The sequence below is a fragment of the Pectobacterium brasiliense genome, assembly GCF_013449685.1.
In the GTDB taxonomy this organism is placed as follows: domain Bacteria; phylum Pseudomonadota; class Gammaproteobacteria; order Enterobacterales; family Enterobacteriaceae; genus Pectobacterium; species Pectobacterium brasiliense_A.
The window spans coordinates 20,121-35,433 of record NZ_JACDSF010000040.1 but is presented as its reverse complement, the minus strand read 5'-3'; the positions used below and the strand labels follow the sequence as shown (position 1 = coordinate 35,433).

The 15,313-nt window shown below is 37.3% G+C and carries 14 protein-coding genes and 4 pseudogenes; 11 read left to right on the top strand and 7 right to left on the bottom strand.

The window, feature by feature from the left end; translation table 11 throughout:
* Positions 1 to 24 precede the first annotated feature (24 nt).
* Positions 25 to 267 (bottom strand): annotated as a pseudogene (locus tag H0248_RS15870) (hypothetical protein); the annotation flags it as partial.
* Between the two features lie 312 nt (positions 268 to 579).
* On the opposite strand from H0248_RS15870, the pseudogene H0248_RS22215 reads away from it, so the two are divergent.
* Positions 580 to 792, top strand: a pseudogene (locus tag H0248_RS22215) (transposase); the annotation flags it as partial.
* A 143-nt stretch (positions 793 to 935) separates the two neighbouring features.
* Positions 936 to 1,928, top strand: coding sequence for a hypothetical protein (locus H0248_RS15860; RefSeq protein WP_180786636.1), 993 nt, complete (start codon positions 936 to 938; stop codon positions 1,926 to 1,928).
* Between the two features lie 142 nt (positions 1,929 to 2,070).
* Here H0248_RS15860 and H0248_RS22210 read toward each other — a convergent pair.
* The 5 genes and pseudogenes from H0248_RS22210 to H0248_RS22205 all read right to left on the bottom strand — a co-directional run.
* Positions 2,071 to 2,340, bottom strand: a pseudogene (locus tag H0248_RS22210) (hypothetical protein).
* A gap of 170 nt (positions 2,341 to 2,510) precedes the next feature.
* On the bottom strand, positions 2,511 to 3,638 hold the full coding sequence (locus H0248_RS15855; protein WP_180786635.1) for a beta family protein: 1,128 nt from the start codon (positions 3,636 to 3,638) through the stop codon (positions 2,511 to 2,513).
* Between the two features lie 16 nt (positions 3,639 to 3,654).
* Positions 3,655 to 4,863, bottom strand: a complete 1,209-nt coding sequence (locus H0248_RS15850; RefSeq protein WP_180786634.1) for an ImmA/IrrE family metallo-endopeptidase — start codon at positions 4,861 to 4,863, stop codon at positions 3,655 to 3,657.
* Positions 4,864 to 5,124, bottom strand: coding sequence for a type II toxin-antitoxin system HigB family toxin (locus tag H0248_RS15845; protein ID WP_180786633.1), 261 nt, complete (start codon positions 5,122 to 5,124; stop codon positions 4,864 to 4,866).
* 227 nt (positions 5,125 to 5,351) lie between these two features.
* Positions 5,352 to 5,616 (bottom strand): annotated as a pseudogene (locus H0248_RS22205) (helix-turn-helix domain-containing protein); the annotation flags it as partial.
* Between the two features lie 418 nt (positions 5,617 to 6,034).
* On the opposite strand from H0248_RS22205, the gene H0248_RS15835 reads away from it, so the two are divergent.
* The 9 genes from H0248_RS15835 (at position 6,035) to H0248_RS15795 (ending at position 14,500) form a co-directional block, all read left to right on the top strand.
* Positions 6,035 to 6,550 carry a hypothetical protein gene (locus tag H0248_RS15835; protein ID WP_240346018.1) on the top strand — a complete coding sequence of 172 codons (516 nt, stop codon included), beginning with the start codon at positions 6,035 to 6,037 and terminating at the stop codon, positions 6,548 to 6,550.
* A gap of 129 nt (positions 6,551 to 6,679) precedes the next feature.
* Positions 6,680 to 9,343, top strand: coding sequence for a DotA/TraY family protein (locus tag H0248_RS15830; protein WP_180786642.1), 2,664 nt, complete (start codon positions 6,680 to 6,682; stop codon positions 9,341 to 9,343).
* A 105-nt stretch (positions 9,344 to 9,448) separates the two neighbouring features.
* Entirely contained in the window at positions 9,449 to 9,799 is a 351-nt protein-coding gene (locus tag H0248_RS15825) for a hypothetical protein (RefSeq protein ID WP_180786631.1), read from the top strand.
* Positions 9,800 to 9,958: 159 nt separating this feature from the next.
* Positions 9,959 to 10,309: a hypothetical protein gene (locus H0248_RS15820; RefSeq protein ID WP_180786630.1), complete on the top strand. Its 351-nt coding sequence runs from the start codon at positions 9,959 to 9,961 to the stop codon at positions 10,307 to 10,309.
* On the top strand, positions 10,306 to 11,511 hold the full coding sequence (locus H0248_RS15815) for a hypothetical protein (protein WP_180786629.1): 1,206 nt from the start codon (positions 10,306 to 10,308) through the stop codon (positions 11,509 to 11,511). The genes H0248_RS15820 and H0248_RS15815 overlap by 4 nt, the downstream gene beginning before the upstream one ends.
* A 197-nt stretch (positions 11,512 to 11,708) precedes the next feature.
* Complete coding sequence (locus H0248_RS15810; RefSeq protein WP_180786628.1) at positions 11,709 to 12,962, top strand: hypothetical protein; 1,254 nt, start codon at positions 11,709 to 11,711, stop codon at positions 12,960 to 12,962.
* A 71-nt stretch (positions 12,963 to 13,033) separates the two neighbouring features.
* The gene (locus H0248_RS15805; protein ID WP_180786627.1) at positions 13,034 to 13,606 is read left to right on the top strand and encodes a hypothetical protein; all 573 of its coding nucleotides are present in this window, start codon (positions 13,034 to 13,036) and stop codon (positions 13,604 to 13,606) included.
* A gap of 117 nt (positions 13,607 to 13,723) precedes the next feature.
* Entirely contained in the window at positions 13,724 to 14,101 is a 378-nt protein-coding gene (locus H0248_RS15800; RefSeq protein WP_180786626.1) for a hypothetical protein, read from the top strand.
* 126 nt (positions 14,102 to 14,227) lie between these two features.
* Positions 14,228 to 14,500 carry a hypothetical protein gene (locus tag H0248_RS15795; RefSeq protein WP_180786625.1) on the top strand — a complete coding sequence of 91 codons (273 nt, stop codon included), beginning with the start codon at positions 14,228 to 14,230 and terminating at the stop codon, positions 14,498 to 14,500.
* A 225-nt stretch (positions 14,501 to 14,725) separates the two neighbouring features.
* Here the strand turns inward: H0248_RS15795 and H0248_RS15790 are convergent, their stop codons facing one another.
* On the bottom strand, positions 14,726 to 15,301 hold the full coding sequence (locus H0248_RS15790; RefSeq protein ID WP_180786624.1) for a hypothetical protein: 576 nt from the start codon (positions 15,299 to 15,301) through the stop codon (positions 14,726 to 14,728).
* Positions 15,302 to 15,313: the final 12 nt, after the last annotated feature.

Genomic DNA, 15,313 nt, shown 5'->3' with positions numbered 1-15,313 from the left:
TGACAACTACCTTGACACTTACCGAGGTAATAAACCCTGTTGGTGAGGGTGATCGGCATTAAACACTAGCCAAACGCCAGAGTGGTCTTTCAGCATCGAGGCCCAGAAAAGCGCCTTGCCCCGAACCTGTAGCGACATACGCCCATGATGACCACTGAGCATTTCTATAATACTTTGTTTTGAAGGCGCTTGACCTTGAGCGATCAACTCCAGTCCCTGCCAGACATTATTTCGATCAAGTAAATCTTTCCACCAATACTGTGCCACTTGGTTCTCCGTGGTGTATTTGCAAATAGGTTAAGGTAAACAATATTCAACCACTCGGAATAACCGATGTCCAGCTTCGGCATTTTGGCTCAAAGGTTTCCTGTTTGAATTAGGGAGAAAAATGGCGTTTGGCTCATTTAGGCTGAACCATTAACAGTTACCTGAATGTCCTATTGTTACATAAATGTGCATCCTCAGCGTGCTGTCGGAATAGCCCCTAACAAAGTGGCGGAGTTGCTGCCGCATGTTATGGTAAGGCTTAAGTAGAACGATGCGCAGGCAGCATCACAAATGAGACGTGCGCACTGATGCATAGAAAATCAACTGCATTGGGTATTGGATGTAGTTTTCAGAGAAGATGAGATGCAGCTAAAAGACCCAGAAGGAGCGGCGCATATGGCGCTGTTTAACCGAATCGCGTTGAGTGTCCTGATACAGCATGAGGGAAAAAAAGACAGCATAGCGGGCAAACGGCAATGTGCTGGATGGTTAGGAGATTTTCGTAGCGAGGTTATCTTTGGTTAATTTATCGACAAAGTGGAATCCCGCCCTGTGTTGTCGATAGTATTAAGAATACTTTTATTATATGCGGAAAAACAATGATATAATTAATGTGGAATATCCCCCTGAATGGCAATTATTTATAAACTATATTTTTGGGAAAATAAATGATCGATATTATTGGAAAATGTGCTTTGTGCACAGAAAGCAAAGTTTTGAAAAAAAGTTATTTCTTTCCAAAATTTATTTATAGGATAATTTCGAGAATAAAAGATCCTAATACAGAAAAGGTTTTGTTAAAAAATGATCGAAATGCAAATCCTCTTTTTTTTGAAATAAAAAAAATATTGCTTTGTGGCGACTGTGAAGGAAAATTAAACTCATGTGGTGAAAATCATCTAGCCCGACTCTTATCACCAACAGATAATTTTATATCAAAACTGTTAATGATTTATGCCCAGAATTTGGTTAGAAGAGAGCTTAGTTATACTAATGAATTAGTCGATATCGATAATGATAAATTGTTCTATTTTGCAACAAGTATTTTTTGGCGTGCAACATTTGATTGGTATGGATATGAATCTGTGAAATTTGATCAAGGTATAATGAAAGAGATGACAGACCTGCTACTTTATAATATAAACCCAAAATCATATTTAATATTATCATTCCCTTTGTATCTTTTTGAGCAGTATTATATGATCTTCCCTAAGAAATATACTAGAAAAGATATATTCAATGGGGATTTTTTCTACTTTACAATTTTCGGATCTTGTTTTGTTTTAATGAAAAAAGATGTTGTTAATAGATATATAAATAGTAATATTAAAGATTCTGACAAGGTTTACCATATTTTCAGTGATGTTTTGCAAATAGGGATTATGAAAGAGTTTTTATTCTACTACAAAAGGAAAAATAAAAACTCAGAAGGAAAGTATAAGGTAAACTTGTCTTGGATTGAAAAGTATTTATATAGTAACTTTGATAATATTTTTGGTAAATATTCATTATGTGATGACATAAGGAATTTAATCGATATTGAAGGCAAGTATAAATATTTTTATTTCCTATCTAAAACAGGAGATATAAGGTATTGGAGGTGTTATATCAGATTTGAATCAATAAGAAACATATCATATAAATTCACCGTAGTTGATTAGATTTCTTTTAACTGGGATAACATTTACCTGACTCCTAATAGATCTTCTACACTGGCAGTGTGTCATTATCTGCCAGTGCTGATTCCACATAATGAGAAATGTATTATCAATGCGCGAAGTTATTCAGTTTTAATACTAAGGATTAGTCCAGCAACCCACGCGAAACCTTACTCGCTGTCTGACTGAAGTTATATCGGTCAACAACATTCCCTTTGAACCAAATGTCTAAAGATTTCATGTGAGCTGTGCTACTGTTCTTCAGTAGAGCCAGACCGGGAATGTAGTTTGAGATCTGGCTTTCGCCTGACATGCTGGAGTAAGACCACATTTCCTGACCATCATTGGTTGCTCGTGTTTATGGCTCACCGAACGCATTAATAATATCTTGCTGGGTATTAAGTCTGAAGTGCAACGCTAAGCAGGCATTCTTAGTATCTTAAACACCTTGAGGGGACTGAATCCGAGATACTTCCGCAGATCTGTAGAGAATTTTTACCGCCGAAGTGCATCAATAAAACGCCCACATCTCTGGACTGACCCCATAAAGTTGGACAGTCTATATTAGTGGGCGTCAGTTGTAAATTATGAAACAGTTGCTTTCTTTGCTGTTCTGACTCGTTCAAATTCAAGAATCTCTTCAACAACATAACTGATATGATGATTTGTATCGTAGCCGACCCAGTCTTGTGGCCTTCCTTTGAATTTTTTCAAGCTACAATCAAAGATTTTTTTATCTCCCCACGAAAATGAAACATTTAAATAATGTGGAGATGTGATAATAACCTTTGCAAGGTCGTAAATTTGCTCGCCTTTGTTTCCTTTTTGCTTCGAATGCCCACGGGCAACAAAGTACCGATTGTTAATGGTGTGTCTAATTTTTCCGTTTGCATGTATAGCTGGTACATCATCGAGAGCACTCGGGTTTCTTATACCGTAATCTGCGAAAATAAGCCCTTCGGTATTTTCTTCAAGCAATGTTTTCCAAACCACCATTTCACGTCTTTCGACATAGCCTGTTGAATCTTCATCTTTAACAGCTTCATTAATGAATGTTGGAAATGATGCACCAGCAATCATAGACGCACCGAAACTGAATTTTGCTGTTACTTTTAGGAGGTGATGCATATCAGCCAGCAGTGAAACAATTGATTTTTTAGTTACATCACCAAAGTCGAACAATACGACCAATTGTTCACCTGTAAGATGTAATTCATCCATGATATTTTCGATGCTTTCGATGAAATGTTCTTCATCATAAGCATCTTCTATAGTTTCTGAATCTATACGTAAACAATACAATGTATCATCCGGCGTAGTTAAGTTCCGCAATGCATTTTGATAGTCAACATCATCCCAACGATCGAGACCTATAACAGGATATATTTTCAAACCGCTGGCACATAATTTACGGAACATATAGCTATATACATGTTCTCCCGTCTCTGTATATACGTTCGGTTTCCATTCAAAATGGTCGAAGAAGAGACTTGACGTCTTACATGATGATATTATGTCATTTGCGATTTTATCGAGGTAATTTTTCTTAGGTTGTGTCGAACTCTTGAGATAAGCTAACTCCCTAATTTTATTTGTAAACTTTGGTATTTCAAAAAAAGGTGTTATTTTATCCGAATAAATAGGCTTAAGATTCTCCAAGGCCGAAAATTCACCCGGTTTTGCTTTTAGTATAGGAACGTAAGTAGGGTACATAAACGACCTCCTAAAGTTATTCGTTAGTTACTGTATTAAGAATCTTACTTACTTCACCCTGACCGATTAGCTCAGGAAATATGCGATAATTTCCCGAATCTCTTCTTAATCTACCGGCTATAATTGCTGGGGTGATTTTCAATTCTCGCGATAAAGCATCAATACTTTCCTTTGAAGGAGAAGTGTAAGCATCGCTCCTTTTCCACACTGCTCTCGGAATAAATGCCTCTTTAGCTAATCTATTCGCTTCTGCTTCCTTCTTATCTTCTGACGACGCATCTAAGTCGTCCAAAAATGTCTCTTCACTATGTACGTGCTTCCAAATGTGAGCAACTTCATGAAGCAAGGTAAACCAAAAATTATCTAAGCGGTCATGTCTTAACGTTAGGCCGATTATAGGAAGTCCATCTATATCTTTTAGGGCTGCACCATCAATGCGTGTACCTTTAAGGCTTGGTTCAATAATAACGACAATACCGTGCTTTTCGAGAAATTCGATTGCAAGCAGTGGCCCTTTTTCGAACCAGCTCAATTGCGCCAAGTCGCGCAGGAAGTTGGCTGATAAAATAGAAGGATCGAATATCTCAAGAGTATCTTTTTTCTTGCGAGCTTGCTGTACAACTCTACTTACCCATGCAAATAATGCATATTTAGTAGATGGTGAGTATGCATCACCAGACAATGTCCTTTTAAATGAGAGGCTTCCTGTTTGCCAGCCCATCTGGTTTATAAAACCTTTTATGACTTCCTCGGCAGAGTTTTTGATTGCATCACTTTTTTCAGAAATCCAGCCTCTGCTAATCATTTCTTTTACTGGAAATTTAGACCAATCAACGCTGTCGTCGGATATGTTTTCATCAGTAGCATTTACCCCCACAAGGGTGTCTGTTGAGATACCAAGCCCTACTGAAAGCGCTTTTATCATCGAGACGGTCAATGGTCGTTTTCTGGACAGTATCTCAGAAACTCTACTCCTCGTTCCCAAATAGGGAACAAGATCTACTTGTTTTAATCCCTTTTCATGCATTCTGAACAGAATCGCATCGATTGGGTCTGGAGGTTCAATAGGATATTTCGAGTTCTCATATGCCTCAACAATCGTTATCAGAAGCTCAAGTTCTTCATGTTCTTTTGAACGGATAGGGGGCATCATAAGCATTAAAGAATGAATACGTTCCAAGTAGTCCTGATGCTGCTTTTCTGTTTTAATAACTTTAATGTCCATTCATAGAACCTTCACTGCAGTGACTAGCACAATTAATTCATTGAAATCTATCGATGTTTCAATGAAAGCATTACATTCATCAACTTTGAAAATGAACATCCCATTGGCTGGGCTGGAGACTGTTGGAAACTGCTCTTTGATATCTTGTATCGATTTCCAAATACTTGTGTTCACTTCAGTGGACCAAGCATTTACCCAGATTTTGCTTGAGGCGCTAACGCTTTTAACTTTGTCCAGCCGGTTTCTTCCAAGCAGTTTCATAATTTGTTCCTAATATGGGAACATCATAGTGTTCTCTTGTTGTCATGTCAACATGTTCCCAAAAATGGAACATGAGTTTTTTATGGTTACATTTTACTCTGTCACAGTAATTATTTTTATGAGTTATATCAACCGAATAAGTAAATGCTTTTGGCCTGTCGAGTATCTTTGTTTCGCATGGGGTCAATACGCCACTTTTGTCAGCGATTCGCCTTCACGCTCCGGGTTTGTACCAATAGCAGTAAAATCTGGAGAATATCCGCGACTGGCCAGTGTGGGGCACGTCCGGGTTTGAGACCTTTTAATCCTTTACCGCCATTAAAAGTAACCAAAATTTATCCATCGGCTGACAGATGAGCGTGTAGCGCCCAGCGTTCTGGTGACGACTGTGACGCTCTTGCCGCAATGCAACATCAGAATGGCCGTAAGTCGGCGGCCATGATTTTTATCGTGGGTCTTGTGAATGTGTAGAGTAAAAACAGTGAGTAACACGTTAGATGAAAAATATAAAGTAGTATTGATTCAAAAAGGATAATGAAAATGAATTGAGAAAATCCTCTGCTATAGCGAAGAAAAAATCACCCTATCGAGAAAGAAAAATGCTATGCAATAACGTTTACTTGGATCAGACCTAACACTCCACGATAATTTAAATTATGATTAATGCAAAAAACAATCCAGAGCAAGGAATAACTCTGGATTGTTTAGAGTATGTAATAAAATTAACATTTGGAGTAGTTATTTATTTACTCCTTAATAATACTTAAAACAAAACCATTGTCAAATTTAAAATAGACGTTTACTTGATTAATTTTAAAATATTTAATATATATTAATTGATCCTGTTTATTTAAATGATTAAACAAGTGAGGTCTTAAAAATACATTTAACAATGGAGTATAAAATAAAAATGAAAAACGAACAAAGTTCTATGATTAAAATAAAATATATTTTACCTTTCGCTATATTCATGTCTCTTGCGGCAACAAATGCCAACGCTGCTGTGTGTAGTCCTACCGTAGAATCGAGTATGAAACAAGCTCAATATAATGCGATGAAAACCGATGCGGCTCAATTAGAGACAGTTGCCAGAGATTTTATGTCAAATATCAATAACTCATTAGAGACGATTGGGTGCACTGATGTATGGCCTACGGGAAATCTTGGTATTAATTTACCGTCAATTGATTCAATAATTAAAAAGACAAAAGAAGCTGCGATAAGCAAAGCCTGTTCGCTTGCCAGAGAAAAGATGCGTGATGTAATGGGAAATATCTCAGAAAGCATTTCAATTGATATGCCTGTGATTGGGAATGTGGGTGGTGTCAGTGTTTCAACTGGAACGGGGTCATCAGCAGGAGGAACGGTTAATGTGAATGGTGATTCAACTGATGTATGGAACAGTATCAGTGGTGTGATGAAATAAAAATAAAGAGAAATGTAACTATTTGGCTTTACCGGAATATAAATATTTCGTTTTTAGCATGTAGCTTACTTTGTGAGTTGCATAAATAACAGGGAGAACACAATGAAAAAAAACACCGAACAAAGTTCTATGAAAATAATAAAAATGAGATACCGTTTAATATTCATCACATTAATCACTTTTTTACTGATGGCGCAAACTGCACACGCGGCAGATTTATTTACGGTTCCTGATACTGATAAATCAAAGCTATGGTTCTTGGATGTTTTATTTCCTGAGAACTTAGCGCAAAGTCCATTAGCCAATACGATGACGATCCTCAACAGTGCGGTGTTATTAGTCGGTGGTATTTTGGCCGCGTATACGCTTATCGCAGGAACCATGTCAACAGCACATGACGGGGAAATGCTGGGTAAGAAATGGTCTTCCATGTGGTTGCCTGTAAGAACCGCATTAGGCACTGCAATGATACTCCCTGCAGCAGGCGGTTTTTGTGCGGCACAAGTCGCGGTATTATGGATGATCAATCAGGGTATCGGTCTTGCGGATACAGTCTGGAATACCTATGCTGCAAATCCTTCCGATGGTGCTGTTATTACGACATCAGCGTCTTATCAAGAGCTTGATCGTATAGCCAAAACCGCCTTTATCAATAATGTTTGTATGTTAAAAGCCGGTGAGCTATGGAATAAATCAGCAGCGAATGATCTGTTTCCCCATGTCACCCCTCAATTTTCAATGACGTCAGAAAAAGGACAGTATTTATACCGATATAACTATGGGGCTAACAATGCCGGTAATGATATGAATAAAAATTTACTGGTATCCAAAGCTGCATGTGGAAGCATTACGCTCACAGATCCTGAAGCGAAAGCGTCTTATGACGAACAGGCTAAAGCTCAGGCGCAGGCTGCTATTGCCGCTGGCGGCATGTATATGGCCTATATGCCACAGGATATAAAGACAAATATCTCAGGCATTGTTGAATCGCATAATACGGCTTTTATCGCGCTTAACAACAGTATGAAGTTGCTGGCTGAACAGTATGTGGCTGATAACAACATTGATATTCAGAACGGGATAAATGGCGCTACTGCGAATTATGTATCGGTTATTGATAGTGCTGTCAGAGCCGCATTTTCTACTGGTGACCAGTGGGATGATTTCAAAGAGAATGTCCAGAAGGATGGATGGTTTATGGCTGGCGCATGGAGTATGAAACTTATCCGTGTTCAGGATGCGATTAACGGGGCTGCCCATAATCTTCCTGTCGCTGGACAAGCAACAATGGAATACGGCGATATATTCGATAACAGCCTGAACGCAATTATGGCAAAAGTTTCTCAGGATATGGCAAGATCGACCACAGCTTCAAGATATGCGAATGGTATTGATGCGCAAAACAGAACAGAGGCCAATACCAGTGGTAAAAGTGGTGCAGGCCCTAAAACAGATGATGCCGGGAAAATTGTTTCTTCTCTTCAGAGTGAAGCCAATAAGAGTATTTCTGGTGCAATGGCGGGTTTTCTCAGTTCCAGTGTGATTAATGGCAGAAAGCAAGGGAAGATTGTTGCGTTCTCGACTGATACAACCGCTGCAAATTTACAGGCGATAAACCCGTTATTAGCGGTTAAAGGACTTGGGGATACGATCAGTGCCGCTGGCTGGACGTTATTAGGGAGTTCTGCTGTTGTTGGCGCAGGTCTTGGCGCATGGACATCAGCGACTGCAAGCTGGGTATCGGGAGCATTTGGCGCTATGGGGATTGTTATGCCACTGGTTATTCCGTTATGGATAGCTGGTGATACCTTAGCCGTCGTTATTCCTATGTTGCCTTACGTCATGTGGTTTGGTGTTTGCATAGGCTGGATGATCCTGTGCCTTGAAGCAATGGTTGCAGCACCATTATGGGTAATAACACATTTACATCCAGACGGTGATGGCGTGGTGGGTCGTGGTGGTGCTGGCTATGGTCTGGTTTTATCGTTAACCATGCGTCCAGCACTAATGATAACAGGATTGATTGCTGCCTATACGATGCTCCCTATCCTTGGTGGGATCGTCAATGAAACATTCTCCGGCGCGTTTGGTATGATGTCTGCTAATGCAGGGATTGGGATCATCGAATCATTGGCGCTTATCGCGGTTTATATCGCAATGATGTTCACGGTAGTGAAAAAATCACTCTCATTGATCCATGTTATCCCTGATGAAATTATGAAGTGGCTTGGCGTTCATAGTGGTCAGAGTATGGCGGGTTATGCCCAGTCAGCATCAAAAGGGGTTGAAGGGGCGATGTTCACTAAGACCGTGTTAGATCAGGTATCACATACCTCTAATGCATTGGGCAATCAGGTCAGGAATGCGCAAATCAACAAAGACCGTGAACAGCAACGTGAGCTTCAGCTGCAACAGCAATCCCAACAAGGGAAAGCACAGGCGGCTGGCAGGGCCAGCGATACAGGGTCTGCATTCAGAACTCACATGAGTAATGCTGGCCCACTCGATCAGCAAGATGAATATCAATCTCTTGAAAGTGCTAACTCTGCTTATAATGCGGCTGAGGCTGCGGAAGCTGTAGGGGATAAGGCAGGCGCTTCCGGCTATATGGATGTTGCTCAAAAAGCAGCTAATAGGGCGGTATCGTTTGGTGAGCATAACAGACCGTTGTTGCCAATAAATCTTCAAGCCAAAGCATCACCAATTGAAAGCTTCAATGTTTCTGATAAAGGGAAGGGCGGCAGATCTTCTGGTGATAACAATAACCCAACCAGTGGTAGCAATATAAAATAAAAAATATGAAGAGGGCTGCGGTCCTCTTTTCTGTTAATGGATATTTGACAGCCTGTTATAAATTGATTATCTCCATAATAAGAATAATATAAGGAGATAAAATAGATGGAATTAGAAATAAGAGTAGGCGATGAAAAACTAATAGAGCCTGATTTTAAAATATATACTAATGACAATGATAAGACGTTATTCTTTATCGCTATGAAAGTAGATATCGATGCAGAAGAGAAAATTAGACAAAGTATGAATAATGATGAATTTAAGATTGAAATACAAAATGGCATCATTGGTCTGACTATTATTGACCGAATCTACAGCTTTGATGTTAGAGGTTTTTTACGTGCTTACTTAATCAACCATGTTAAAGATCAGTTTTCGGTAGCTTTTGCCTTTCTTGACGAAGATGATAAAATTAAAAAAGAAAACGTTAAAGATATAAGGATGAGACACAAGTGAGGATTGAGCTAATAAATGACAATTTGTTCGATGAGTTCTTATATAATGAGTATTATATATTTTAATGTCATTCACTATATTTAATACACAATCAATATTTGACAGTCTGGCATAAATTGATTATCTCCATAATGATAATAGTATAAGGAGATAAAACAGATGGAATTAGAAATAAGAGTAGGCGATAAAAAACTAATAGAGCCTGACTTTAAAATATATACTAATAACATAGATAAAAGCTTGTTTATGATTGCGATAAGAACAGAAAATAAACTGGAAAATGAGATTAAAAGCGCAATCAGACACAATAATTTTAATATTGAAATGGATAACGGTGTTATGGGTTTATTCATAAGCGAATATATTTATAGTTTCGATATTGGATTCTTCTTGGACGATTACTTAAAAAATCATGTGAAAAACAATTTCTCAGTAGCTTTTGCTTTTCTTGATAGTAATGATAGAATTAAAAAGGATGAGGTTGGAGTGATAGAGATGACGCATAAGTGAAAATAGAATATCACAATGAAAATGTTTTTAATAAGTTCATTATTAAAATAAATGAAAATCGTCGGAAAACGATGACGAACGCAGGCTTTACTGAGTATAGTAGAGATTTAAAGAAGAATGACTTTATAGATCATAAGAAACTAGCAGTGTTATTAAACCAAAAAAAAGATGATCATTTCCCTTCAATAGATAAAGCTATTCCTATTATTTTTTACAAATTCTCATTATGGACGAAAATGAAATCAAGAGTAAATGTCTTTCTCCAAGAACCCAGCCGAAAAACATTCTTTGGTAAGTTAACAACCTCATACCAACCGGGAACAGAAAGCGTTTATATCAGTATGAATCTGTATGAAGATAAAAACAAAGATAAGAAGAAATGTAATCAGGTTAATGAGCATGAAGTTTACAAATTTCTCTTGGCAGCAGATTGTAGTCATGAAGAAGCGACTAACCTCGTTCTCCTGCATGAAATAGCTCATGCTATCCATCACCAGTTAGAAAAGCGAGATGGTTATCTGCTGGAACCAACGACACCGGAAGCGTCTTTCCTAAACCCGTTTGCTAAGTTGAACGGGGAGTGTGTTGAAGGAATAAAGTATGTGACTCGTATCGCTCATAAAGCAATAACAGAAAGCTATGCAGATTTATATAGCTGCATTCTCGTTGATAGATTGTATGATTCTTCTCGTTCTGATTTGATTATTAATGCATTACATCATTACAGAACAACGCATAAAAACGAGAGTTATTACTCATATCCGAGCATTGCCAGCTATTTGAAAGATCGCAATGGGAGAGAGTTTCAATCCTTCGATGAAATTCATAAGTATATGTCAGCTACTATAGCTGACAATGCAGTATATGATATTGGCAGGGAGCTGAGTCAGGGCAAACCACAGCTAAGTAAATTCATCGGAGCTGTGAATATACTACATGGTTTAAATAAACGTAAAATAGATGATTCTATTGAATGTATGAAAGTTAAGTTTCCATTTTCGAACTATATACTTAGTAAAATAGATAAAAAGAATCCGTATGGATACCATCAGGATGCCTTTGAAATTGGATGCAAAAATGCTAGTGAATGGATTGTGAACAAAAATTTAAGCAAGATACGGCGTGGAATAAAAATTGTGAAATCAACTTTAGAGAATAAGGTAGTGAATATAGTTAATGATTTTTCTAAACGTCGTCCGTAAATCAATATGTGTCTCCTTTTTTTTTGAAGCAGTATTTTATGATGCTCTAAAGCAATCATTGACTGTGCAAGGCTTGTTTCTGTTAATAATGGTTTTTTCCAAAAAATTACTCCAATAAATTATAACCATTAATACAATTGACAATTTAATTCAAATTGATTAATTAAAATATAAGTAATAAATAAAAAGGAGTAGTGATGAAAGTTAACCAATTTAAACTAAAAGAATTAGGATCAACATGTGCAATATGTTTCGCAATGTTATATGCAAACCATGCAGCGGCTGCTTATCCAGTAACAAACTATGCTCTTGATCCTTATTTAATGGGGCGATCACCTCAATCATTAGGAAATGGCTTGATTGAAACACTGGTGTCGATGAATGATAAGTTAGCACAGGCAACGATAACAGCAAATGAAAACCAGAAGAATGCTGTTGTCAGTAATGCCAATCAAGCCATCCAAGAACAGCGTATGCAGAATATCCTGAAAAGAATACCTGATGCCAATGCTTGTGAAGAAATCACATCGGCAGGCGGCCGTGGTTCAGCAGGATCAAATACAAGTTCAGCGAAAGAAGCCCTGTCTGAAAACAGCGTTAAAACTTTTACACAAGCAAGTACAGGAATAAATGAAGCCAAGAAAAATATTATGGGAAGAGTGTCAATCGATGTGTGTTCTGAAGAAGACGTAAAATATAGCAGAGGTGGATGTAGCACGATAGGTCAATATCCTGATAAAGATAAATCTGCATCCAGCTTGATTACGCCGCCATTATCTAAATCCGATATCGTAGCTAATAAGGTTTCAAATCAATCATATAACATCAACCAGATGAAAGTTGCCGAGGCTGCAAAAAGAAATCTTATAGGAAACTTACCTGTTGAACCATTAAATAATAAAGGACTGGAAGATACGTCTGAAGGGCGTGAATATCTTTCGGCCTTTTCAAGCTTTGTCGCCAGAAGCACGGCAGGAACAAACGCTATTGATTCCATACTGGCAATGAAAAAAGCAAGCAATGTATCGGTTAACTCCAGAGGGGCCAACATAGGATCTTCACTGGGTTCTACGCAGGGCGCTAATCTTGCGTGGACTGATGCGACTGTGAAAAGTAAGTATGCAACCCTTTTTCCCGGCACGACATTCCCTGATAATCCATCGGAATGGGAAATGCTGAGATATGAGATCTATTCCCGCTATGCGGATACAACAGGTGCTGATGCTTGGCAGGTTAAGATCAGTAGTGCTGATGAAAAAGAAACTGCGCATGAGCAGGCAAGAATGCAGGCACTTGATTTAAGATTACAAATGCTACAGATAGAAAGAACAGAAGACACAAATATTTTGCTTGCGGCACTGATAGGCCAACAGCTACAACCTGTTGATAAGCAAATGTTGAATAATTTGAAAACCAATGCGACAAAATCAATTCAGGCTTCGTCAAAATAACGCCAATAAATTATTTAAGTAAGAGGCTAATAATAAGTAGTTTAAAATAATATTATAACAAAGGGGATATAATGGAAGAAGATGTATTAAAAAAGAAAAGAACCAAATGGAATGATGCTGTTAATGATTTAAATCATAGTGGCTTACTCAGTTGCGTAAAACATCCCAATTTGTCTCAGTTAGGAAAAATAGAAAACATTAGACTTAAAGATCTTGTTAACCAAGTTTTCCATGATGGATATCGACCCCGTAGGATGACTTTTTTAAATAAAGAACGATTTTTTGTTGCTCAAGATTTTTCTACAGGAATAAATCTTTATTCTGTGCCGAAAGGAAAGAAGGTATCGTATTCGTATCGAATGCAACACCAAGATGGCAGAACGTATCCAATACCTTATGTAGGTTATAAATATGCTCTTTTATTATTATACAAGAGTTCTCTCGATGGAAGTATTAGCCCGAGTTCATTAGGGATAACCGAAGATTCCTTTCGTGCAATGTTGGATACAGCAAAAGAGGTTTGTGACAAGCATTCTAACCTGTATCGCATCATTAATCCGATTAAAGAGGAAGAGCTTCAAGGTTATGATGATACGGAATATAACATGCAGGTAAAACCGAATATTAGAAAAAATAGGCCGTAAATAGTTATGTGCTTAATAAAGTATTTTATAAACAGAGAATATTTTTAAAGATTATTGATGGAAACATGTTTTCATGCATGGAGACGTAATAGATGAATTAATTAATAGAGGAAAAACATGAAAATAAATATAAAAGAAGTATTAACCATGAGTATGGTTTTATCTGTAACTGTATTATTTGCTCAAACAGCAGGTGCTCAAACGGTATCAGATGTAGCCGAGCGTTTAACCGATCAGTTAACCAATATTTCTAAATTGGCTGTTGGTGTGATGTTTGTTGGTGGATTGGTGACAGGAGGAATGTCAGCACTCAAGTTCAAAGAACATAACGAGAATCCTAATCAAACCAAGCTCTCTAAACCAATAACATATCTTTTAGTATCGGCAGCATTGATTGGCATACCAACATATTTAGGAACAATGACAAATACGCTTAATGGCGAAGGACATAAAAGTTCTGATGCGACGGGATCGACCTTTAATCAGATTAGATAAGTATTGTTGACTAAAATAAAAAATCGAAGAGTATTCAGCGTAAATAATGTTGTGTAATGGCATTGTATTCTAAATTTGATTTTTATAAAAACCTGATAATTAAAAATAAAACAGCAGGGAGAGGCCATGATTAAAGTATATCAGCAGTTTGAAAACATAATGATTAAATTGAGAGGTAATGTGTTATTTTTGGTCTTGATTATTGTTTTATTTGATTCATGCATTAGAAATAAAAACTATTATCTGGTTGGTGTTCCTTTATTTTTTGTCAGTGATGTTTTTTCAGCGTGGATGGCTAAGTTTTTCGAGAAAAGGAAAATATTGGTAAAGCTGGCATCATTCATTATTTTCTATGGGATAATGACAGTGTTGGTCATGGATTTTATAAGAAACAGATAACCCCCGAACTGTTGAGCTGTAAATAAAACATGGATTCGTCAACGAAATGAAAATGTTAGATAAATACTTGGGATGAAATCAGAATCAAATGCTCCACTTATACTGAATATGGATCTTGTTCCAATGGGGACGGCTGAAGGTGGTATACCTATATTTGAATTAAAAATAAATCCACCACCATAAAAGTAAAGTGAACCTCAGCGTGAGGCTGAGGTGTTTAAAATATTACAATTTGGGTTTGGGGGATTTTTTGTATGCACTTAAAACGATATCTGTTAAAGCCATAAATGCTTTAGCTGTTGCGCATGAGTATATGGATACCAACGTCATATTACCTAAAAAAGTTGATGATAAACTTTCAAAACTAATAGGTGTTTCAAGATTTTTGCTTGAAATTATCATAAAGTTAACTGCTGCCACAGAAAATAAAATAACGTCGATTATATTTTTAGGGATCACATTCCCTCTTAAGTGGAAAATACCACAGGCAATAGAGATTATTATCGGAAAGATAATTATGAGGTACGTTTCAGAAGCTTGTTTTACAGGTAATAACCCATATATAACTGAGAAAATAGCCAGTAATATTATTGAACTAATAAACAGAGTTCCGGCGATCACAATCGGATTGCACTTGTTACCTGTTTCATTCTGTTGCGGATTCTTATCGTCACCTATAGTGTTATCCATGCCTTTAATAATTTCACTAAACTCAGATTTTTTATGTGAAAAAATATTTTTGAATTTAAACTTTAATTTTTCAATGATTGTATTCTGAGACTTATTTTTTTCAGAATTCATGGTATTCTCGTC